Here is a 19,171-nt window from a genome sequence, read left to right on the forward strand (position 1 = left end):
AGCCTAGCACCGCCGCCGGGTTTTAATATGTTCTCCATTGCATAAACCCAGGCCCTTCCGCCATGCTGCGCATCACCCTGCAACCCCGATGGCACCTCAGCCAGGACGGCGGCCCCGCGCTGGACGCCAACACCTTGCTGGCACTGCTCGCGGCGGTGGAGGCCTCGGGCAGCATCTCGCAGGCGGGCCGCGAACTGGACCTCTCGTACCGCCACGCCTGGGGTCTGCTGCAGCAGGCCGAAGCGCTGTTCGGCCAGCCCCTGCTGGTGCGCGGACGGGGGCGCGGCTCGGCGCTGACCGAGCTGGGCGACAAGCTCATCTGGGCCGACGCGCGCATCGGTGCGCGGCTGCAGCCGCTGCTGGAATCGCTGGCCTCGGAGCTCGAAGGCGAACTCGGGCGCGTGCAGCGCCGCCAGCGCGCCGTGCCGCGCCTGCACGCCAGCCACGGCTTTGCCGTGGCCGCGCTGCGCGAGCAGCTGGCTGCGCGCGAGATCCCGGTGGAGCTGCGCTACCGCAACAGCCTCGAAGCGGTGGCCGCGCTCGCGCAGGGCGACTGCGAGCTGGCGGGCTTTCATGTGCCGCTGGGCGAGTTCGAGGCGGCAGCGGCCCAGCGCTACCTGCACTGGCTCAAACGCGACCAGCACCTGCTGGTGCACCTGGCGGTGCGCACGCAAGGCCTGTTTTGTGCACCGGGCAACCCCAAGGGCCTTGAGGGCCTGGCCGACCTCACGCGGCGCGACCTGCGCTTCGTCAACCGGCCCGAGGGCTCGGGCACGCGCGTGCTCACCGACCTGCTGCTGCAGCGCCACGGCATCGAGGCGCGCGCGGTGACCGGCTTTGACAACACCGAACTGACCCACGCGGGTGTGGCGGCCTATGTGGCCAGCGGCATGGCCGACGTGGGGCTGGGCGTGCAGACCGCCGCGCACCGCTTCGGGTTGCACTTCATTCCGCTGCTGAAAGAGCGCTACTTTTTCGCCCTGCCCCCCGACGCCCTGGACCGCGCGGAACTGCGCCCGGTGCTCACCGTGCTGCGCTCACCGGCGTTCCGCTCGCGCGTGGCCGCGCTGCAAGGCTACGAGGCGGCGAACACCGGACAGGTCATGGCGCTGGGCGAAGCCTTCCCGGACTGATTCAGGGCGCCACCACGCCGGCGCGTTCCAGCATGGCGTGCAGCAGCACGTTGCAGCCGGCGGTGATGTGCGCGGGCTTCGCGTCCTCGATCTCGTTGTGGCTGATGCCGTCCTTGCACGGAATGAAGATCATGCCGGCCGGCGCGAGCTGCCCGGCGTAAATGGCGTCGTGGCCCGCGCCCGAGACCACCGGCATGTGGCTCAGGCCGAGCTGTTCCGCCGCGCGCTGCACGGCCTGCACACAGCCCGCGTCGAACGGCTGCGCCGCGTAGCTCGACACCTGTTCGATGGCAATGGTCATGCCGGTCTCGCTGCTCAGGCGCGTGGCCAGGGCGTGCACTTCCGCCACCTGCTGGTCCACCAGCGCATCGGTGCTGTTGCGCAGGTCGATCGAGAACTTCACCCGGCCCGGGATCACGTTGCGGCTGTTGGGGTGCACCTGCACCATGCCCACCGTGCCGCGCCCGTGCGGGCCGTGGCGCAGCGCCGAGGCCACCACCTCCTGCATGAGCAGCGTGGCCACCTGCAGGGCGTCGCGCCGCAGCGCCATGGGCGTGGGGCCGGCGTGCGCCTCCATGCCGGTCACGGTGCAGTCGAACCAGCGGATGCCGAGCACGCCCTGCACCACGCCGATGGTGACGTCGGCGTCTTCGAGCACCGGGCCTTGTTCGATGTGGGCCTCGAAATACGCGCCGATGGGGTGGTCGCCGGGTTCCTGCTCGCCGATGTAGCCGATGCGCTCCAGCTCCTCGCGCACGGTCTTGCCGTCGGTGTCGCGCGCGGCGTAGGCGTGCTCCAGCGTGAAGGCCTTGGCGAACACGCCCGAGCCCATCATCACCGGCACGAAGCGCGATCCCTCCTCGTTGGTCCAGAACGCGACCTCGATCGGCGCCTCGGTTTCGATGCCGTGGTCGTTGAGCGTGCGCACCACCTCGATGCCGGCGAGCACACCGTAGTTGCCGTCGAACTTGCCGCCGGTGGGCTGGGTGTCGATGTGGCTGCCGGTCATGACCGGGGGCAGGGCCGGGTTGCGCCCGGGCCGGCGCATGAACACGTTGCCGATCTTGTCGACCGTGACGCTCATGCCGGCCTCGCGCGCCCAGCGCGTCACCAGGTCGCGGCCCTGGCGGTCGAGGTCGGTGAGTGCGATGCGGCACACGCCGCCCTTGGGCGTGGCACCGATCTGCGCCAGTTCCATGAGCGAGGCCCACAGGCGATCGCCGTCGATGCGCAGGCGGGTGGTGGCGGGGGATGGTACGAGGGTGTTCATGGCAGTTCGGGTTCGGGCTGGGGGGTGTCTCGGTAGGCGGCGAAGGCATCGCGCAAGCGCCGGCCGCGCACCGGGGTGTCGACCAGCGAGCGTTCGAGCTCCGCGAGGTGTTTGCGCATTTCGGCGGCGGCGGGGGCGCTGCCGCGCAGCAGCGCGTCGATCAGGTCCACATGGCGGTGCGCCACGCAGACCTGGCCACCGTCCACCTTGAAGCGCGCCATCAGCAGCGAGGTGGTGGGCAGCAGGCCGTTGAGCAGGCGGCCGAACACCGGGTTGCCGTGCATGCGCGTGAGCGCGTGGTGAAACTCGCCCGACAGGCGGATGGCCTCGGCCCGGTCGCCGCGCTGGTCGGCGGCCTGTTCGGCCTGCGCCACCGCGCGCAACTCGGCCAGCTGTTCAGGTGTGAGCCGCCCACCCAGGCGGCGCGCCACTTCACATTCGACGATGCGCCGTGCTTCGAACACGTGCACCGCGTCTTCCAGGCTGGGCAGCGGCACCCGCGCACCGCGGTTGTGGCGCAGCTCGATCACCTGGTCTTGTGCCAGGCGCTGCAGGGCCTGGCGCACCACCGTGCGCGAGACCTTGAATTCGGTGGCCATCTCGGCTTCGCGCAACCACTCGCCGGGCGCGAGCCGGTGCTCCAGCACGGCGCGGTAGATGGCATCAAACACCCGGTCGGTGGCGGTGCCGTCGGGCTCGGTGGGCGGAGCTGTGAGGAGCTGTTCGGGGTTCATGTGTCAACATTGGAACAGCCCCTTGCGGCGGCCACCACCGAAGGATTCTCATGACCCGTGACGTTCCCGTGCAGCCCTTGCACACCGACGCATTCCAGGCCTACGGCCACGTGCTGAACCTCGGCGCCTCGGACACGCGTGCGATCAACGCCGGCACCAGCCAGCGGCTGGACCTGACCGGCTCGCTGACCCTGCACGCCGAAGGCGGGGAGCCGGTGCTGGCGGTGTTTCGCGCTCGGGCCCAGGCGCCCGAAGGCCCTTGGCACCTGCTGGAGCGCCACCGGCTCGGTTCGCAAACTTTCGTGCCGCTGGCGGGCGCGCGCTGTGTGGTGCTGGTGGCCCTGGGCCGCGACGGCCCCGACCTCGCCACGCTGGCCGCCTTCCGGGTGGCGGGGGATCAAGGCATCACCCTGCATCCCGGCACCTGGCACCACCCCTTGCTGGCGCTGGACGACGGCGACTTTCTCGTCATCGAAAGGGCGGGCCGAGCGGTGGATTGCGACGTGGTTCAACTGGACACCCCGGTGCGCCTGCGCCTGGACTAGGCCTGGGCCATGCGCTCGGCCAGGCGAACCAGGCTGCGGTCGCTGCCGCGCGGACCCAGCAGCGAGATGCCCAGCGGGGCACCGGCGCGGCGCGCCAGCGGCAGGCTGAGCTGCGGAAAGCCCGACAAACCGGCGACGCACAGCAGGCGGATGGCGCGGTTGCGGTAATCCTCCAGCGCGCTGTCGGGGTCGGTCACGCGGGGCGCGATGTCGGGCATGGTGGGCATGACCAGCACGCCGTCGTCGCCCAGCAATTGCGTCAGGTGGTCGGTGAAACGCTCGCGGAAGGCACGGCCCTCGGCGGCCTGCGCGTCGGTCACTTGGGAACTCCACTCAAAACGCTGCGCCACCCCCGGGCCCAAGGGCGGCGCAAAGCGGCGGATGAAATCGCCATCGACCTGCCACGACTCGTGGCCCTGGATGTGGCGGAAGTGCCAGTACATCGCGTCCAGGCTCTCCAGCACCACCTGCGCCTTGCCGGCCTTGCCGAGCACGGCCTCGATCTGGCTGCGCGCAGGCGCCAGCGCCTTGCGGGCTTCGGGCGTGGCCAGCGCCCACAGGTCGGCTGGGGCGAGCAGGCGCACGTTGTTCGGCAGCGGGTGTGCATCGTCGCCGAGCAGCACGTTGGCCACGCGGGCGAAGGTGGGCACGTCGCGGGTGAACCAGCCGCAGGTGTCCAGGCTGGGCGCGAGGTCGAGCGCGTCCTGCAGGCTCACGCGGCCGTGGCTGGGCCGCAGGCCCACGAGGCCGCAGTGGCTGGCCGGGGCGCGCACCGAGCCGCCGGTGTCGGTGCCCAGCGCAAAGTCGCACAGACCGTGCGACACCGCCGCCGCCGAGCCGCACGACGATCCGCCGGCGATGCGGTCGGGCGCGGCCCCGTTGATGGGCGAGCCGAAATGGGCGTTCTGCCCGTTCATGGAAAAGGCCAGCTCGTCGGTGATGGTCTTGCCCACGAAGCGCGCACCGGCGTCCAGCAGGGTCTGCACGGTGGGCGCCGTGCGGCTCTGAACGCCGAGCAGCGCCAGCAGCAGGGGCTGCCCACCGCTGGTGGGGTAGCCGTGGATGTGGAACAGGTCCTTGACGCCGAACCCCAGGCCGGCGAGCGGGCCGGTGGCTGCGCGCGGCACCGGCACGGCGGGGTAAGGCATGAAGGCGCGGGCGGGGTCGTGCAGAACGTCGGCGTGTGGGGTCATGGGATCTTGTTGTTGGTGTGAAGTCAGGCGGCTGTCTCGGCGACGCGCAGGCAGCGCACGCTGTGGCCGGCAGCGAGCCAGCTGATCTCGGGGCGCGTGGTCTTGCATGCATCCTGCACCAGACGGCATCGGTCGGCAAACGCGCAGCCGGTGGGCAAGGCGGTGAGGTCGGGGGGTGAGCCGGCAATGGTCTCCAGCCGCGTGCCCTTGGGCAACGCACCGCTGGCGCGGCTCTTGAGCAGGGCCAGCGTGTAGGGGTGGCGCGGCGCCCGCAGCAAGGTGGCCGCAGCGCCCTCTTCCACGATGCGCCCGGCGTACATCACCGCGATGCGGTCGGCCACCTCCACCGCGGCGCCGATGTCGTGGGTGACGAAGATCACCGACAGGCCGAGTTCGCGCTGCAACTCGCGCAGCAGCAGCAGGATCTGGATCTGCACCGTGGCGTCCAGCGCGGTGGTGGGCTCGTCGGCCAGCAGCAGCTGCGGCCGGCAGGCCAGGGCCAGCGCGATCATGGCGCGCTGGCGCATGCCGCCCGACATTTCATGCGGGTAGGCCTGCAGCCGTCGCTCGGGGCTGGGAATGCGCACACGTTCAAACAGCTCCAGCGCACGCTGTTGCGCCTGGGCCGCGCTGACGTTTTCATGGCGACGGATCGCCTCGGTGATCTGCGCGCCCACAGAGTACACCGGATCGAGCGCGAGCAGCGGCTCCTGGAAGATCATGGACGCGACCTTGCCCCGGTAGTCGGCCAGGGCCTGGGTGCCGAGCGCGAGCACGTCCTGATCGCCCACGCGCATCTCACCTTCGATGCGGCTGCGTCCGGGCGGGTGCAGGCGCAGCAGGCTGCGCAGCGTGACGCTCTTGCCCGAGCCGGATTCGCCGATGAGCGCGACCACCTCGCCGCGCTTGACCTGCAGGTCCACACCATTGACGGCTTCCACCGGCTTCTTGCCGCCGGTGAAGGTGACGCGCAGGTTGCGCACGTCGACGAAGGGTTTTTCCGTGTTGTCGTTGGTCATGCCGCTTCCTTCATCAACACAGGCGCTTCGGTGTGGCCGCTGTCGGCCACGTGCATCCAGCACGACGCGACCTGACCCTGCTCGATGGGACTCAGCGTGGGCACCCGTTCGCTGCACAGGGCCTGGGCGTGCGCGCAGCGGGTGTGGAAACGGCAACCCGGCGGCGGGTTGATCGGGTTGGGCGGGTCGCCGGCCAGCGGCGGCGTCTCGGTGCGGTGGTCCGGGTCCATGGACGGGATGGACGAGAGCAGCGCGCGCGTGTACGGGTGGGCCGGGTGGTCGAACAGGGTTTCGCTCTCGCCGATCTCGGCCACCTGGCCGAGGTACATCACCATCACGCGGTCGCTCATGTAGCGCACCACGTTGAGGTCGTGGCTGATGAAGATGTAGGTCAGGCCAAACTCGTCCTTGAGGTCGAGCAGCAGGTTGAGCACCTGCGCCTCGACCGACTTGTCCAGCGCCGAGACGGCTTCGTCCAGGATGATCAGGCGCGACTGCAGGGCGAGCGCACGCGCGATGTTCACGCGCTGGCGCTGGCCGCCCGAGAGTTCGTGCGGATACCGTTCGGCGAAGCGGCGTGGCTCCAGGCCCACGCGCGCCAGCAGGTCGCGCGCACGCTCCACCGCCGCCTGGCGCGGCAGCCCGTGCACCTGCGGCGCAAAGGCGATCGAGTCCTCCATGGTCAGGCGCGGGTTGAGCGAGGCGTAGCTGTCCTGGAACACCATCTGCGTCTGGCGGTGGAACTGCTTGAGGCTGAGGGCCGAGCCGCCCACGGTTTGACCGTCGAACACGATCTCGCCACGGTCGGGCTTGATGAGCTGCATGAGCAGGCGTGCGGTGGTCGATTTGCCGCAGCCCGACTCGCCCACCACGCCCAGGGTTTCGCCCTTGAAGACGTCGAAGTCGATGCCGTCGACCGCGCGCACCACGCCGCCGCCACGGCCGAACACGTCTTTCTTGAGCGGGAAATGTTTGACCAGGCCGCGCACCCCCATGAGGGGTTGGGCCGGACCGCCGATGTCGGGGGAGCTCAGGGGCATGGCGACCTCACTGCTTGATTTCCATGGCCGAGCGCAAACCGTCGGCCAGGAGGTTGAAGGCGATCGAGGTGATGAAGATCATCACGCCGGGCAAGGCGGCGATCCACGGTTGCACGTAGATGGCGGTGCGCAGGGTGTTGAGCATCAGGCCCCACTCGGGCTCGGGCGGTTTCACGCCCAGGCCCAGGAAACTCAGGCCCGAGGCCAGGATCATGGCCACCGCGATCAGGCTGGTGGCGTACACGAAGATCGGCCCGAGCACGTTGCCCAGCACGTGCACGCGCACGATGGTGAAGGCGTTGGCGCCCGAGGCGCGCGCCGCGTCCACAAAGTCGCGCCCGCGGATCTGCGTGGTCACGCTTTCGGCCACCCGCGCGATCGGCGGTATGAACACGATGGTCAGGGAGATCAGCGAGTTGGTGATGCCCGCGCCGAGTGCGCCCGAGAGCGCGATGGCCAGCAGCACCGACGGGAAGGCGTAGAACACGTCGATGGTGCGCATCATCACGGTGTTGAGCGTGCCGCCGGCGTAGCCCGCGGTGATGCCGATCAGCGAGCCCACCACAAACGCCAGGATCACCGGCGTGATGCCCATGAACAGCGAAAGCCGCGCGCCCACCATGAGGCGCGACAGCATGTCGCGCCCGAGCTCGTCGGTGCCCAGCGGGTGACCTTCAAAGCCGATGGGTTCGAGGCGCTTCATCATCGACGAGGCGTAGGGATCGGCCGGCACCAGCCAGGGCCCGAACACCGCCAGGACGAGCAGGATGAGCACCACCACCGCCGCGCCGATGGCCACGCGGTCGCGCAGGAAGCGCCGGCCCACGGTCTGCCAGTAGCCCGGCGACCGTTCGAACACGAGAGCGGGCACCTTGCCCGGATCCACTGCAACTTGAAGCATGGTTGTGTCCTTCGGTTCAGCGCGCAATGCGGGGGTCGAGCAGGGTCTGGATCACATCCACCACCAGGTTGAGCACCACGAAGAACATGGCCAGCACGAGGATGGTTCCCTGCAGCAGCGGCAGGTCGCGCTGGAAGATGGCGGAGTTCAGCAGGAAGCCGGTGCCGGGCCACGAGAAGACGGTCTCGATCAGGATGGAGCCACCCAGCAGGTAGCCCAGCTGCAGGCCCATCACGGCCAGCGCGGTGGGCGCAGCGTTCTTCACCACGTGGGTGAACACGCCCAGGTCGGTGAGGCCCTTGGCGCGCAGCCCGACGATGAATTCCTGCGCCAGGATGTCGGCCACCAGCGCGCGCACGGTGCGCGCGATGATGCCCATGGGAATCACGCTCATGGTCACGGCGGGCAGGATCATGTGTTTGACGTGCTCCCAGTCCCAGATCCATTCGCTGGAGCCGCCCGGACCGGCGCCCCCCGGCGGCAGCCACATCAGGATGCTGGAGAAAACAATCACCAGCACCATGCCCAGCCAGTAGTGCGGCACGCTCACGCCCAGCACCGAGGTGAGCGAAGCGGCCTTGTCGAGCCAGGAGTTCTGGAAGTAGCCCGCCACAAAGCCGAACAGGCAACCGAAGACAAATCCGATCAGCGTGGCCAGCACGGCCAGGCGCAAGGTGTTGACCACCGCGCGCATCACCTCTTCGGTGACGGAGCGACCCGACGCGATGGAGGTGCCCAGGTCACCCTGCAGCGCACGCCACACCCAGCTGACAAACTGTTCGGGGTAGGAGCGGTTGAAGCCGTAGAGCTCGATCAACTGCTGCTGCAGCTCCACCGAAGCGTCGGGCGGCAGGATGGAGACCAGCGGGTCGCCCGGTGAGAGGTGCACCAGCGCAAAACACACCAGCGCCACGCCCAGCATGATGGGCAGCGTGTAGACCACACGCCGAAAGAGAAACGTCAGCATCGCTCGAACCTCCGGTCAACATCGGTGCAAGCCTCGCAGCCCGGGCGGGCCGCGAGGCGGCGGGGTTCAGTCCACCGACATCGGGGCGATGTCGATGAACCAGCTGCGCGGCTGCACCACGCCCTTGACCTTGGCGCTCATGGCGCGCGGACCCACGTCGTGCGCGATCCACACAAACGGCGCCTCTTCGACGATGCGGGCGTGCAGTTTGGCCAGGGCGGCGTCGCGGGCCTTGTCGTCAAAGCTGGTGCGCGCATCGGCGATCAGCTTGTCGATCTCGGCGTTGCCGAAGTAGCCCCAGTTGTTGGACACCGGCGGGAAGGTCTTGGTGCTGGTGAAGCGCACCATCGCGAAGAAGGGGTCCATCGCCGCGAAGGACACGTTGGTGGCGTTGCTGCCGTTGGCCGACGGGTCTTTGGCACCCTTGCGCCAGTTGGTGAACAGCGTGTTCCATTCGATGACGTCGAACTGCACGTCGAAGCCGCACTGCTTGAGGCTCTGCTGCACGAACTCGTTCATCGGCAGTGGCTGCATCTGGCCCGAGCCGCTGGCGCTGATCTGCACCTTCACCTTGAGGGGCTTGGCAGGACTGTGGCCGGCTTCGGCCATCAGCTTGAGTGCCGCGGGCACGTCGTAGCGGATGTCGAACTTGGGGTTGCCCCACCACGGATGGCCCGGCGGCACGGTGCCCTTGGGAACGGCCATCATGCCCCCGAGCAGCTTCATCAGGCCCAGGCGGTCCACGCACAGGTTGGCGGCATGGCGCACACGCTTGTCGAGCCAGGGGGAACCCTCGGCAAAGCTCAGCTGCCAGGGCCAGACGTGCGGCTGCTGGTTGAAGTAAATCTTGTAGCCGCGCTGCGTGATCTGCGGCATGGCGTCGGGCGCAGGGGCCTCGATCCAGTCGACCTGGCCGGAGAGCAGCGCCGCGGTGCGCGCATTCGCTTCGGGCATGGGCATCATCACCACGCGGTCGATCTTGGGTGTGCGCTTGGGGTCCCAGTAGGCCTTGTTCGCCACGAGTTCCAGGCGCTCACGCGGCAGGAAGCGGGCCATCTTGAACGGGCCGCTTCCGGACGCATCGGCGGCAAATGCGATCCAGGCGTTCTTGGATTTTTCAGCGGGCGTGGCGCCGGCCGCGGCTTCAAACTTCTTCTGCCAGTGGGCCGGCGAGGCCATGAACAGGTTGGTCAGGTTCAGCGGCAAAAACGCATCGGGCTCGCTGGTGGTCAGCTCCACCGTGAGGTTGTCGATCTTGCGGGCGCTGCGCAGCGTGGGCATGCGCGAGGCGGTCACACCAACCTGGCTGGCGTCGAAATGCACGGCGTCCTTGTCGAGCACCTTCTGCACGTTCCACACCACCGAATCGGCGGTGAGGTCGGAGCCGTCGTGGAATTTCACGCCGGGGCGCAGCTTGAAAATCCACTTGGTCTTGTCGGTCGCACCGGCCGCCCACGAAGTCGCCAGGCCGGGGATCAACACGCTGGCCGCGTCGCTCTTGGACAGGTCCCAGTGCGTGAGCGCGTCGTACATCGGGATGCCGGTGAAGCGGTTGCCCTCAAAGCCCTGGTCGGGCTGGCCGAGCGTGCGCGGAATGTCGGCCGCGGTCATGGCGATGCGCAAGACCTTTTCTTGCGCCATGGCGGCGGGCGAGGCCAGGGCGGCGATCAGGCCGACGGCCAGAGCGAGGCCCAAGGGTCGGACTGCAAAGCGGGGCGGGGTGGATTTCCGGTTCATCGTGACTCCAGCGGTTTCGGGTGGAACAAAGGGCAAGACCTTGGGTGGGCACGCTCATCACGGTGCGCGGCCTGCCCCAGGCAGGTGCGCCGCCGAAAAATGGCCTGGCAAGATTTTTGTATGCAACCTGCGTGCCACCACCGATTCGACGAAAACGAAACCTCCCGCCTGACACCCTGTTTTCATGGGAAAAACAGCTGGATTTGGGACTTTTCGTGATTTATTCTTGCACCAGCTTGGCGCAGACACAACCGGTTTCGCCCCAGGATGTGGCGCTGTTTTCAGTTTTTTGTATGCAATATTCACCGCAATGGGGCCCCAAAAGCCACACCACATGAACCTGCTCCTGATCAATCCGAACACCTCCTCCGCCATGACGCAGGCCATCGCCGATGCCGCGCGGGCGGTGGCCGCCCCCGGCACGCGCATCCACGCGGTGCAGCCCAGCTTTGGCCCCGCGTCCATCGAAAGCCACTTCGAGGAAACCATTGCGGCGGCCGGCGTGGCCGAGCAGGTGCGCCTGGCGGACCCGCGGCCCGACGCGGTGGTGATCGCCTGCTTTGGCGACCCGGGGCTGGACGCGGCGCGCGAAGCCACCGACGCGCCGGTGATCGGCATCGCAGAGGCCGCCTTCCACGCCGCCTCGTTCCTGTGCACCGGTTTTTCGGTGGTGACCACCATGACGCGCACCTGCATCACCGCCGAGCACCTGCTGCACCGTTATGGGCTGGAGCGCCGTTGTCGCGGCGTGCACGGCACCGACATCCCGGTGCTGGAGCTGGAGCACGCGGGCGAAGCGCTGGTGGCGCGCATCGAGGCGGCGGCGCGCGAGGCGCTGGCGCGCGACCGCAGCGGCGCCATCGTGCTGGGCTGCGCGGGCATGGCACCGCTGTGCGCCACCTTGAGCGCGCGCCTGGGTGTGCCGGTGATCGACGGTGTGAGCGTGGCGGTGAAGATGGCCGAAGCCCTGTGCGCGCTGGGCTTGCGAACCAGCCAGCACGGCGACTACGCCCCGCCGCCGCCCAAGGCCTGGACCGGCTGGGCGACAACGCTGTCCTGACGAATCAGTTCGGGCGGTGCACGCCCACGGGGCGGTCTGCCGCAGCGGCCCACTGGGTGTTGAACCAGGCGTCGCCGTCGAGGCAGGCGCGCAGCATGGGCAGCGCGTCCAGCCCCCAGAACACGCGGCCGTCCACCACCATCGCCGGCACACCGAACAGGCCCAGCGCCAGCGCCTCGTCGGTGTTGGCGCGCAGGCGCTGCTTCACCGCCTCGCCGTCGGGCGGGCTCCAGGGTTTGCCGCGCTGCGCCATGTGGTCCTGCAGGCGGGCCTGCAGCTCGGCCAGGCGGGCGGGATCGGCGGCGTCCAGCCCACCGTGCCACACGTGGTGAAACAGCTGTTCGGTCACGTACCGGTTGGTGTCACCCGGCGCGTCATCGGTGGCACAGGCCAGGCCCAGGCGCAGCAGGGGCAAGGGGTTGAAGGGGTGGGCGGCGGGCAGATCGAGCCGCACGCCGTGCCGGTGCGCGAGCCAGCTCACCTGGCGGTAGGTCCAGTCGCGCTTGGCGGGAATCTCGGCCGGGCCGAGCTGGCCATGAGCCTTGAGCAGCGCGGCGAACAGCACCGGCCTGTAGCGCACCACCACGCTGTGGCCCATGAGCGCTTCGGGCAGGCGCTCGAAGGCCAGGTGCGCGTAGGGCGAGATGGGGTCGTAGTGAAAGTCGATCTCGCGCAGGTCGGCACCCGTGCCCGTCATGGCGCCACCACCGGCACCTGCCGGGCTTCGATGAGCTGCCACACCGCCAGCTTCTCGGCGTCGGCCATGCGGCTCCACTGCGAAATTTCGGGAATCGTGCGAAAGCAGCCCTTGCAGGCAAACCGGGCTTCGTCCATCTCGCAGACCGAGATGCAGGGCGAGGGCACGCCGGGGGCGAGGCCGGCCTTGGCGCGGGCGGCCTGGAGGGTGACGGGAGGGCGGGTGGGCAGGGACATGGTGGGCACGGTTGTCAGACCACGGTGACGTCGTGCACGGGCGCACCGGTCAGGGTCTGGAGTTGTTGGGGCGTGAGGGGGAAGACGGCGTGCGGATGGCCGGCAGCGGCCCACACGGTGTCAAAGCGGAACAGCTGCGCGTCGATGAGCGTGACGACCGGCGTGGCGTGCGCCAGCGGCGAGACGCCGCCGATGGAAAAACCGGTGCTGCTCTTCACGAAATCGGCGTCGGCCCGGCCGAGCTTGCCGCCCTCGGCACACACGAGCGCCTGCACCTTCTTCTCGTCCACGCGCAGGTCACCCGAGGTGACGACCAGCACCGCCACGCCGTCGCTCTTGCGGCGGAACACGATGCTCTTGGCGATCTGGCCCAGCGCCACACCCAGCGCATCGGCGGCCTGTTGCGCGGTGCGCGCGGCGTCTTCGAGCATGCGGGGCGGGTGCGGGTGGTTCAAAGACCGCAGGTGATCGGTCACGCGTTGAACGGCCGGGGTGGTGGAAGGAGACACGTCACTCATGGGCCCCGATGGTATCGGCACGCGGCCACGCCTGCTGAGATGGGCTTGTGCGGGGATGGTCGGCGCCCGCTCGATTGCACACACTGGCTTCACCCACCTGGGCTGCGCCGCGACACCTGAAACCCCACCCTTCGAGGTCCCTCCATGTACGGTCAACTCCAATTCGATCCCGACGATACCGAGACGCCATGGACTGTCCATTTCTACCTTCGCATCGATCTGGATCCGCCCATTTTGAGCTCCCCTCAAGCCGCCTTGCGGGGCACCGCCATGAGGCAACTGAAAAGCGAGGCGCCCGACATCACACCCGCCGAGATCACCCACCTGAGCAGCATCTGCAGGGGTCTGCCCCTCGACCGCAAGGACCTGGTGTCCGATCTTTTCCTGGGCCTGGCGCACCTTCGGCTTGCACCGGCGCGGCGCAAGGAGCGCGAGGACCGCATCGCCGCCACGCTGAACGCCTATTTCCCCTCGATGACGCTGCCGCCGGCCATGGTGACCGGCATGGGCTACATCCAGCTGATGGCGCCTTTGACGCCCGACGCGTTTCTGCGCGAGGTGGTGGGCAGCCAGGCGGCCCGTCTGCAGATGGTGTTCAGCACGGTCTCTCCTTGGGATACCTGCTGCTACCCCCATGCGAGCCACCTTGAGGTGGTGGCCGCCTCGCTGGGCGTGACGTCCCGCTCGGATGAAGACCGCCTGCTGTTCAACACGCTGTTCTCGCGCCCCTGGGCCGAACGGGACGGGTTCATCGAACTGGTGGAAAACGCCGCCAGGTACAAGCTCCTGCCCGCCGTGAGCAAAGCGGTGGCCGCGCTGCACGGCGCCGGCCTGCTGGTGGTCTCCGAAGGCGACATCCTGGTCAAGGTGCTGCAAGACTGCCAGGCAGCGGGGCTCAACGGTTCGATGGAGCCGGACATCGCCGCCGCCGTGGCCAACCAGGTGGCGCTGGGTCGGACCGCCGAACTCGCTCGCAGCCGACAGGTGCTGGCCAGCACCCTGGATGCCACCCGCCTGGGCGTCAACCTGGGTCGCCAGGTGAACGAGCAGAACAGCGCGGCGGTCGCCGCCGCCGGGCAGGCCTTCTGGCAGCAACTCTTGCGCATGACGCCAGAGCGCCTGCGGCTTCAAAAACAGCGGGAGAGCTAGCCGGTGGCGCTCCAGAATGCGGCCCCCACCGGTCCCGGCGACCTTGATCCGGTCCATGCATGGTCGGTGAGCCGACTGTTGCGGTGGATCGAGGGTCCGATCCTCGAGAAAGCCCCGGCGCCGCTGGAGCGCGCCCGGTTTGTCTTGAAGGAAAAGGCGGCACGGCAGGAAGCCCGCGTCAAAACCAAAATGCCCAGAGACGCGGTGATGGTCGACAAGGACCTGAGCGCGCCCGACATCGATCTGGCGGTGCAAAACGCGTTGAGCACCACCGCCGGGTTCTTCATCGGTGACATCGAAGACATGCTGTTCCGGGCCAAGGCGCTGGGCGCGGCCCCCCCGGCGGCGCAACGCTGCCTGGATCTGCTGGCACCACTGCAGCAGCTCAAGAAAGAGGACCGATCCGATGACCAGAAGGCCCGCGCGCTGCTGCACAGCGCGTCGTCGGCGGTCGACCAGTTGCGGCTCGACCTGCGAACGGTGGTGTTCGATGCGCAACTGCGTCAACGCTTCGATCAGCAACTGCACCAGGCCTTGTACAACGAGCCCATGGTGGAGGGCAAACGGCACGGTGGTGTGAGCGTCAACGCTTCGATCAGCAACTGCACCAGGCCTTGTACAACGAGCCCATGGTGGAGGGCAAACGGCACGGTGGTGTGATCCAGTGCCGTTTGAAACGCAGCGACTGGCCGTGGGTTGCCGAGCGGTACCACCGCAGGTGGCTCCCCTGGAACCGGTGCATCACGGTGGACGGGATTCCACGGGTCTTGCAGCCCGACCAGGCCCTGGGGCTGTACGTCACAGGCAAGAGCCTCAGCGGCTACGAGTTCGATGTGTCGGTGCACCTCTGGCTGCGCAGGGGCGGACGCGAGCGTGCACCGGGCACCAGCGTGTTGCCGTTCTCCCCCATGAACACCGAGGACTGGATCGACACGCTGACACCTTGTGCGGTGCTGCACGTCCCGTCGGCCACCTGAGCTGACGGGAGATTCAGGCCGCGCGCTTGACCAGCAGCAGACTCGCGCCCATGGCCATGAGCACGCCGCCAAACACCCGGTTCTGCGCGCGGCGCGCCCGTGCGGTGGCCAGCCAGCGCTGGGCGCGCGAGGCCAGAAACGCGTAACCGTGCATGACCACGAGATCGACGGCGATGGTGGTCACCAACAACACCAGCAGCTGCAACCACAGCGGGCGCTGCGGGTCGATGAACTGCGGCAGCACCGCCACCATGAACACGATGCCCTTGGGGTTGGTCACGTTGGTGAAGAAGCCGGTGACGAAGCGCTCACGCGCTGTCGGCACACTGACCTGAACGGGCGCGGCATCGCCCGTGGTCGCCGTGGCGCTCACCGGCGAGCGCCACTGCTTGAAGCCCAGCCAGATCAGGTAACCCGCCCCGGCGAACTTCACCACCGTGAAGGCGGTGGCCGAGGCCAGCAGCAGCGCGCCCACACCCACACCCGCCACCAGCAGGATCACCGCCAGCCCCAGCTGCAGGCCGGCGATGGTGGCGCTGGTTTTCTTCACACCGTAGGCCAGGCCGTGCGTCATTGACAGCACCGCACCCGACCCCGGCGACAGGGCAATGGCCCAGGAGGCCAGGAAATACGCCAGCCAGACTTGCAGTTCCATGTTCGTCAGCCCTTCAGCCCACCCGTTTGGCCAGCAGGGCACGCGCCACGCGCGAGCCACTGGGTCGGCCGAGTTGTTCGCTGATGTACGCGCCCGCATCGACCAGCGCGTCCAGGTCGATGCCGGTCTCGATGCCCATGCCGTGCAGCAGGTACACCACGTCTTCGGTCGCCACGTTGCCGGTGGCGCCCTTGGCGTAGGGGCAGCCGCCCAGGCCCGCCACGGACGACTGGAAGTTCCACACGCCCAGCTCCAGCGCGGCGAGCGTGTTCGACAAGGCCTGGCCGTAGGTGTCGTGAAAGTGGCCCGAGACATCGTCGATGCCGTAGTGCTGCAAGGTGGCCTCCAGCGCGGCCTGCACCTTGCGCGGCGTGCCCACGCCGATGGTGTCGGCCACGTCCACGCGCTGCACGCCAATGCCCCTCATGAGCCCGGCCAGATACGCCACCCGCTCGGGCGCGATCTCGCCTTCGTACGGGCAACCCACGGTGCAGCTCATGGCGCCGCGCACCGCGATGCCGGCCGCGCGCGCGGCCTCCACCACGGGCGCGAAGCGCTCGATGCTCTCGGCAATGCTGCAGTTGATGTTCTTCTGGCTGAAGGCCTCGCTGGCCGCGCCGAACACCACGATCTCGTCGGGCTGGTCGCGCACGGCGGCCTCGAAGCCCTTGAGGTTGGGCGTGAGGACCGAGTAGCGCACGCCGCTCTGGCGCGACAGGCCGACCATGACCTCGTGGTTGTCCGCCATCTGCGGCACCCACTTGGGGCTCACGTAGCTCGTGACCTCGATCTCTTTCAAGCCGGCGGCCTGCAGGCGGTGCACCAGCTCGATCTTGATCGCCGCGGGCACCGGCTGCTTTTCGTTCTGCAGGCCGTCGCGCGGGCCGACGTCGATGAGGCGAACGCGGGAGGGGATGCTCATGAGGTTCTCGATTCAGTAGCCGCGATCCCGGTGCACCACGCCCGCGATCGGCTCGCCGCGCGAGAGCGCCATGATCTTGCTCGCGATCTGCGCGATGCTTTCGTCGCGCAGGGTGCGCGCCGAGGTGTGCGGTGTCACGGTGACCTTGGGGTGGTGCCAGAAGGGGTGGTCGGCGGGCAGCGGCTCGGTGCGGAACACGTCCAGCGTGGCGCCGCTCAGGTGCCCGCTGTCGAGCAACTCGATCAGATCGTTGTCCACCAGGTGCGCGCCCCGCGCCACGTTGATCACATAACCGCCGGGTTGCAGGCGCGAGAGCGTCTTGCGGTTGAGAATGTCCTGCGTGTCGGGCGTGAGCGGCAGCAGGTTGACCAGCACCTTGCACGAGGAAAGGAAGGTGTCGAAACGGTCCGCGCCCGCGTGGCACACCACGCCTTCAATGGCTTTGGGGGTGCGGCTCCAGCCGTGCACCGGAAATTCAAACTGCCCGAGCGCCCGCGCCACCCGCTCGCCCAGGACCCCCATGCCCATCACACCCACGGGCCAGTCGGCTCGGCTGCGGGGTTTGCGGTACGACCACTGCCCGGCGGCGATGTCGGCCTCGTACCCGTCGAACTCGCGAAAGTGGCGGATGACGGCGTGGCACACGTACTCGGCCATCTGCACCGACATGCCGGCGTCGTCGAGCCGCACCACGAGGGTCTGCGGCGGCAGGCGCAGCTTCATGATCGCGTCCACACCGGCGCCGATGTTGAACATGGCCTTGAGGCCGGGTTGTTCGTCCAGAAAGGCCTGCGGTGGCGACCACACGATGGCGTAGTCGGCCTGCGGATCGCCGGCTTTCCAGGTGCTGACTTGGGCGCCGGGCAGCAGGGCGCGAAAGCCCTCTTCCCAGGGGGCGGCTTTGGTTTGGGCAACGCAAATGGTGATGTTCATGCAGCGAGCTTAAAAGAAGCGGCCTGCGCGCGCTGTCACCCCCATCACTTCGTCAAGCGGCGGTGATCTTGAGCAGCTCGGCGCCTTCGCTCACCTGGTCGCCGGGCGCGTACAGCAGCTCGGCCACGGTGCCGTCGGCCGGCGCGGCGATGGTGTGCTCCATCTTCATCGCTTCCATCACGGCCAGCGCCTGGCCTTTCTTGATCACATCGCCGGCCTTTACCGCGAACGACAGCACCTTGCCCGGCATGGGTGCGGTGAGCCGCCCGCCATCGGCCGCGGCCACGCCGGCGTGGGCCAGCGCGTCGATCTCGGTGATTTGCGTGGCGCCCAGGGCGCAGAAGATGTGCACGATCTCGCCCTGCTGCCAGGTCTGCACGGTCTGCCGCTGGCCCTGGAACTGCAGGTCCATGCGGGCGCCGCCGTCGGTCGACAGGGTCTCGAACCGCAGCACCCCGCTGACCTCGTCAAACGCCAGTTGCAAGGCGCCGTCGTGCAGGTAGGTCAGGTGCGCGAGCAGCGGCTCGCCCATGTACTCAAAGTCGAAACGGCGCACGGTCAGGCCGTGCGGGCGCCAGCCGTCGCGGCGCGAGAAGGGGTCGGCGGCTTCACTCGCGCGCTCGGCCACCAGCGTCTGTGCCACGGCCGAGGCCACCGCCAGCGCCAGTCCCACCTTGTCCTGGTGGAACAGCACCGCCGCTTCGCGCGGGATCAGCGCCGTGTCCAGATCCGCCTGCGCAAACGACGGGCTGTTGACCACGTGGCGCAGGAACTGCACGTTGGTGGACAGGCCCACGATGCGCGTCTCGGCCAGCGCGGCGTCCATGCGGGCCAGCGCTTCTTCACGCGTGGCGCCATGCACGATCAGCTTGGCGACCATGGAGTCGTAGAACGGGCTGATGGTGTCGCCCTCGCGCACACCGTCGTCCACCCGCACCACGCCGCGCTCGAACGCGCTGCAGGCCGGCTTGCGGTACACCGCCAGCGTGCCGGTGGCGGGCAGGAAGTTGTTGTCCGGCGTTTCGGCGCAGATGCGCGCCTCGATCGCGTGACCGTGGATGCGCAGCTCGTCCTGCTTCAGCGGCAGCGGCTCGCCGCTGGCCACGCGCAGTTGCCACTCCACCAGGTCCAGCCCGGTGATGGCTTCGGTCACCGGGTGCTCCACCTGCAGCCGTGTGTTCATCTCCATGAAGAAGAAGCGCATGCCGCCTTCGGGGGGTTGTTCGACGATGAACTCCACCGTGCCGGCGCCCACGTAGTTCACGGCCTTGGCCGCCGCCACGGCGGCGGCGCCCATCTGCTGGCGGAACTCGGGCGTCATGCCCGGCGCGGGCGCTTCTTCCAGCACCTTCTGGTGGCGGCGCTGCACCGAGCAGTCGCGCTCGAACAGGTACACGCAGTTGCCGTGCGTGTCACCAAACACCTGGATCTCGATGTGGCGCGGGCGTTGCACGTATTTTTCGATCAGCACCGCGTCGCTGCCGA

22 protein-coding genes are annotated in these 19,171 nt (G+C 68.6%); 7 read left to right on the plus strand and 15 right to left on the minus strand.

The features are described 5' to 3' along the window. Positions 1-62: 62 nt before the first annotated feature. Positions 63-1,133 carry a substrate-binding domain-containing protein gene (locus Q1W68_RS12745; protein ID WP_300716900.1) on the plus strand — a complete coding sequence of 357 codons (1,071 nt, stop codon included), beginning with the start codon at positions 63-65 and terminating at the stop codon, positions 1,131-1,133. 1 nt (position 1,134) lies between these two features. On the opposite strand, the gene Q1W68_RS12750 is transcribed toward Q1W68_RS12745, so the two are convergent. Further along, positions 1,135-2,403 carry a Zn-dependent hydrolase gene (locus tag Q1W68_RS12750; RefSeq protein ID WP_300716901.1) on the minus strand — a complete coding sequence of 423 codons (1,269 nt, stop codon included), beginning with the start codon at positions 2,401-2,403 and terminating at the stop codon, positions 1,135-1,137. Beyond that, positions 2,400-3,137: a GntR family transcriptional regulator gene (locus Q1W68_RS12755; RefSeq protein WP_300651598.1), complete on the minus strand. Its 738-nt coding sequence runs from the start codon at positions 3,135-3,137 to the stop codon at positions 2,400-2,402. Before Q1W68_RS12755 ends, Q1W68_RS12750 begins: the two co-directional genes overlap by 4 nt. A 50-nt stretch (positions 3,138-3,187) precedes the next feature. On the opposite strand from Q1W68_RS12755, the gene Q1W68_RS12760 reads away from it, so the two are divergent. Beyond that, complete coding sequence (locus Q1W68_RS12760) at positions 3,188-3,682, plus strand: ureidoglycolate lyase (RefSeq protein WP_300651601.1); 495 nt, start codon at positions 3,188-3,190, stop codon at positions 3,680-3,682. On the opposite strand, the gene Q1W68_RS12765 is transcribed toward Q1W68_RS12760, so the two are convergent. From Q1W68_RS12765 to Q1W68_RS12790, 6 genes are all read right to left on the minus strand, one after another. After that, positions 3,679-4,875, minus strand: coding sequence for an amidase (locus Q1W68_RS12765; RefSeq protein ID WP_300651603.1), 1,197 nt, complete (start codon positions 4,873-4,875; stop codon positions 3,679-3,681). The genes Q1W68_RS12760 and Q1W68_RS12765 overlap by 4 nt on opposite strands. 23 nt (positions 4,876-4,898) lie before the next feature. Then, positions 4,899-5,894: an ABC transporter ATP-binding protein gene (locus tag Q1W68_RS12770; protein ID WP_300716902.1), complete on the minus strand. Its 996-nt coding sequence runs from the start codon at positions 5,892-5,894 to the stop codon at positions 4,899-4,901. Continuing rightward, a complete protein-coding gene (locus tag Q1W68_RS12775; RefSeq protein ID WP_300651609.1) occupies positions 5,891-6,934 on the minus strand; it encodes an ABC transporter ATP-binding protein in 1,044 nt (347 codons plus the stop codon). Before Q1W68_RS12775 ends, Q1W68_RS12770 begins: the two co-directional genes overlap by 4 nt. 7 nt (positions 6,935-6,941) lie before the next feature. Beyond that, entirely contained in the window at positions 6,942-7,835 is an 894-nt protein-coding gene (locus Q1W68_RS12780; RefSeq protein WP_300651612.1) for an ABC transporter permease, read from the minus strand. Between the two features lie 16 nt (positions 7,836-7,851). Next, positions 7,852-8,802: an ABC transporter permease gene (locus Q1W68_RS12785; RefSeq protein WP_300651618.1), complete on the minus strand. Its 951-nt coding sequence runs from the start codon at positions 8,800-8,802 to the stop codon at positions 7,852-7,854. Positions 8,803-8,868: 66 nt separating this feature from the next. After that, the gene (locus Q1W68_RS12790; RefSeq protein WP_300716906.1) at positions 8,869-10,443 is read right to left on the minus strand and encodes an ABC transporter substrate-binding protein; all 1,575 of its coding nucleotides are present in this window, start codon (positions 10,441-10,443) and stop codon (positions 8,869-8,871) included. A gap of 140 nt (positions 10,444-10,583) precedes the next feature. Here Q1W68_RS12790 and Q1W68_RS12795 point away from each other — a divergent pair, with 140 nt between their 5' ends. Together Q1W68_RS12795 and Q1W68_RS12800 are read left to right on the plus strand one after the other, a co-directional pair. Beyond that, positions 10,584-10,877, plus strand: a complete 294-nt coding sequence (locus Q1W68_RS12795; protein WP_300651620.1) for a hypothetical protein — start codon at positions 10,584-10,586, stop codon at positions 10,875-10,877. Next, positions 10,874-11,599 (plus strand): aspartate/glutamate racemase family protein, encoded by a 726-nt coding sequence (locus tag Q1W68_RS12800; RefSeq protein WP_300651622.1) that lies wholly within the window; start codon positions 10,874-10,876, stop codon positions 11,597-11,599. Before Q1W68_RS12795 ends, Q1W68_RS12800 begins: the two co-directional genes overlap by 4 nt. Positions 11,600-11,603: 4 nt before the next feature. On the opposite strand, the gene Q1W68_RS12805 is transcribed toward Q1W68_RS12800, so the two are convergent. Genes Q1W68_RS12805 through Q1W68_RS12815 form a run of 3 tightly spaced genes read right to left on the minus strand, consistent with a single transcriptional unit; the run spans position 11,604 to position 13,050 of the window. After that, complete coding sequence (locus Q1W68_RS12805) at positions 11,604-12,275, minus strand: 2-hydroxychromene-2-carboxylate isomerase (RefSeq protein WP_300716907.1); 672 nt, start codon at positions 12,273-12,275, stop codon at positions 11,604-11,606. 17 nt (positions 12,276-12,292) lie between these two features. After that, positions 12,293-12,532: a DUF1289 domain-containing protein gene (locus Q1W68_RS12810; RefSeq protein ID WP_300651624.1), complete on the minus strand. Its 240-nt coding sequence runs from the start codon at positions 12,530-12,532 to the stop codon at positions 12,293-12,295. A gap of 14 nt (positions 12,533-12,546) precedes the next feature. After that, complete coding sequence (locus Q1W68_RS12815; protein ID WP_300651626.1) at positions 12,547-13,050, minus strand: YbaK/EbsC family protein; 504 nt, start codon at positions 13,048-13,050, stop codon at positions 12,547-12,549. A 270-nt stretch (positions 13,051-13,320) separates the two neighbouring features. On the opposite strand from Q1W68_RS12815, the gene Q1W68_RS12820 reads away from it, so the two are divergent. The 3 genes from Q1W68_RS12820 (at position 13,321) to Q1W68_RS12830 (ending at position 15,176) form a co-directional block, all read left to right on the plus strand. Continuing rightward, positions 13,321-14,199, plus strand: coding sequence for a hypothetical protein (locus Q1W68_RS12820; RefSeq protein ID WP_300659628.1), 879 nt, complete (start codon positions 13,321-13,323; stop codon positions 14,197-14,199). Positions 14,200-14,265: 66 nt separating this feature from the next. Beyond that, positions 14,266-14,859, plus strand: coding sequence for a hypothetical protein (locus Q1W68_RS12825; protein ID WP_300651630.1), 594 nt, complete (start codon positions 14,266-14,268; stop codon positions 14,857-14,859). After that, positions 14,829-15,176 carry a hypothetical protein gene (locus Q1W68_RS12830; protein WP_300659630.1) on the plus strand — a complete coding sequence of 116 codons (348 nt, stop codon included), beginning with the start codon at positions 14,829-14,831 and terminating at the stop codon, positions 15,174-15,176. The genes Q1W68_RS12825 and Q1W68_RS12830 overlap by 31 nt, the downstream gene beginning before the upstream one ends. 13 nt (positions 15,177-15,189) lie before the next feature. On the opposite strand, the gene rhtB is transcribed toward Q1W68_RS12830, so the two are convergent. The 4 genes from rhtB to Q1W68_RS12850 form a co-directional block, all read right to left on the minus strand. Further along, positions 15,190-15,831 (minus strand): homoserine/homoserine lactone efflux protein, encoded by a 642-nt coding sequence (gene rhtB / locus Q1W68_RS12835; RefSeq protein WP_300659631.1) that lies wholly within the window; start codon positions 15,829-15,831, stop codon positions 15,190-15,192. Positions 15,832-15,844: 13 nt separating this feature from the next. Then, positions 15,845-16,753, minus strand: a complete 909-nt coding sequence (locus tag Q1W68_RS12840; protein WP_300659633.1) for a hydroxymethylglutaryl-CoA lyase — start codon at positions 16,751-16,753, stop codon at positions 15,845-15,847. A gap of 12 nt (positions 16,754-16,765) precedes the next feature. Continuing rightward, the gene (locus Q1W68_RS12845) at positions 16,766-17,686 is read right to left on the minus strand and encodes a glyoxylate/hydroxypyruvate reductase A (RefSeq protein ID WP_300716903.1); all 921 of its coding nucleotides are present in this window, start codon (positions 17,684-17,686) and stop codon (positions 16,766-16,768) included. A 52-nt stretch (positions 17,687-17,738) separates the two neighbouring features. Next, positions 17,739-19,171, minus strand: a 1,433-nt coding sequence (locus Q1W68_RS12850; protein WP_300716904.1) for a biotin/lipoyl-containing protein, incomplete at its 5' end; no start/stop codon positions are given.

It is taken from the genome of Hydrogenophaga sp. (assembly GCF_030158645.1).
GTDB lineage: Bacteria > Pseudomonadota > Gammaproteobacteria > Burkholderiales > Burkholderiaceae_C > Hydrogenophaga.

What these genes read in the sequence shown, in the direction of transcription:
- Q1W68_RS12820 (WP_300659628.1), top strand. Translation starts at nt 13,321, where the DNA reads ATGAGGCAACTGAAAAGCGAGGCGCCCGACATCACACCCGCCGAGATC.
- Q1W68_RS12775 (WP_300651609.1), bottom strand. Translation starts at nt 6,934, where the DNA reads ATGCCCCTGAGCTCCCCCGACATCGGCGGTCCGGCCCAACCCCTCATG.
- Q1W68_RS12765 (WP_300651603.1), bottom strand. Translation starts at nt 4,875, where the DNA reads ATGACCCCACACGCCGACGTTCTGCACGACCCCGCCCGCGCCTTCATG.
- rhtB (WP_300659631.1), bottom strand. Translation starts at nt 15,831, where the DNA reads ATGGAACTGCAAGTCTGGCTGGCGTATTTCCTGGCCTCCTGGGCCATT.
- Q1W68_RS12755 (WP_300651598.1), bottom strand. Translation starts at nt 3,137, where the DNA reads ATGAACCCCGAACAGCTCCTCACAGCTCCGCCCACCGAGCCCGACGGC.
- Q1W68_RS12810 (WP_300651624.1), bottom strand. Translation starts at nt 12,532, where the DNA reads ATGTCCCTGCCCACCCGCCCTCCCGTCACCCTCCAGGCCGCCCGCGCC.
- Q1W68_RS12770 (WP_300716902.1), bottom strand. Translation starts at nt 5,894, where the DNA reads ATGACCAACGACAACACGGAAAAACCCTTCGTCGACGTGCGCAACCTG.
- Q1W68_RS12815 (WP_300651626.1), bottom strand. Translation starts at nt 13,050, where the DNA reads ATGAGTGACGTGTCTCCTTCCACCACCCCGGCCGTTCAACGCGTGACC.
- Q1W68_RS12790 (WP_300716906.1), bottom strand. Translation starts at nt 10,443, where the DNA reads ATGGCGCAAGAAAAGGTCTTGCGCATCGCCATGACCGCGGCCGACATT.
- Q1W68_RS12780 (WP_300651612.1), bottom strand. Translation starts at nt 7,835, where the DNA reads ATGCTTCAAGTTGCAGTGGATCCGGGCAAGGTGCCCGCTCTCGTGTTC.
- Q1W68_RS12760 (WP_300651601.1), top strand. Translation starts at nt 3,188, where the DNA reads ATGACCCGTGACGTTCCCGTGCAGCCCTTGCACACCGACGCATTCCAG.
- Q1W68_RS12845 (WP_300716903.1), bottom strand. Translation starts at nt 17,686, where the DNA reads ATGAACATCACCATTTGCGTTGCCCAAACCAAAGCCGCCCCCTGGGAA.
- Q1W68_RS12750 (WP_300716901.1), bottom strand. Translation starts at nt 2,403, where the DNA reads ATGAACACCCTCGTACCATCCCCCGCCACCACCCGCCTGCGCATCGAC.
- Q1W68_RS12785 (WP_300651618.1), bottom strand. Translation starts at nt 8,802, where the DNA reads ATGCTGACGTTTCTCTTTCGGCGTGTGGTCTACACGCTGCCCATCATG.
- Q1W68_RS12800 (WP_300651622.1), top strand. Translation starts at nt 10,874, where the DNA reads ATGAACCTGCTCCTGATCAATCCGAACACCTCCTCCGCCATGACGCAG.
- Q1W68_RS12840 (WP_300659633.1), bottom strand. Translation starts at nt 16,753, where the DNA reads ATGAGCATCCCCTCCCGCGTTCGCCTCATCGACGTCGGCCCGCGCGAC.
- Q1W68_RS12745 (WP_300716900.1), top strand. Translation starts at nt 63, where the DNA reads ATGCTGCGCATCACCCTGCAACCCCGATGGCACCTCAGCCAGGACGGC.
- Q1W68_RS12830 (WP_300659630.1), top strand. Translation starts at nt 14,829, where the DNA reads ATGGTGGAGGGCAAACGGCACGGTGGTGTGATCCAGTGCCGTTTGAAA.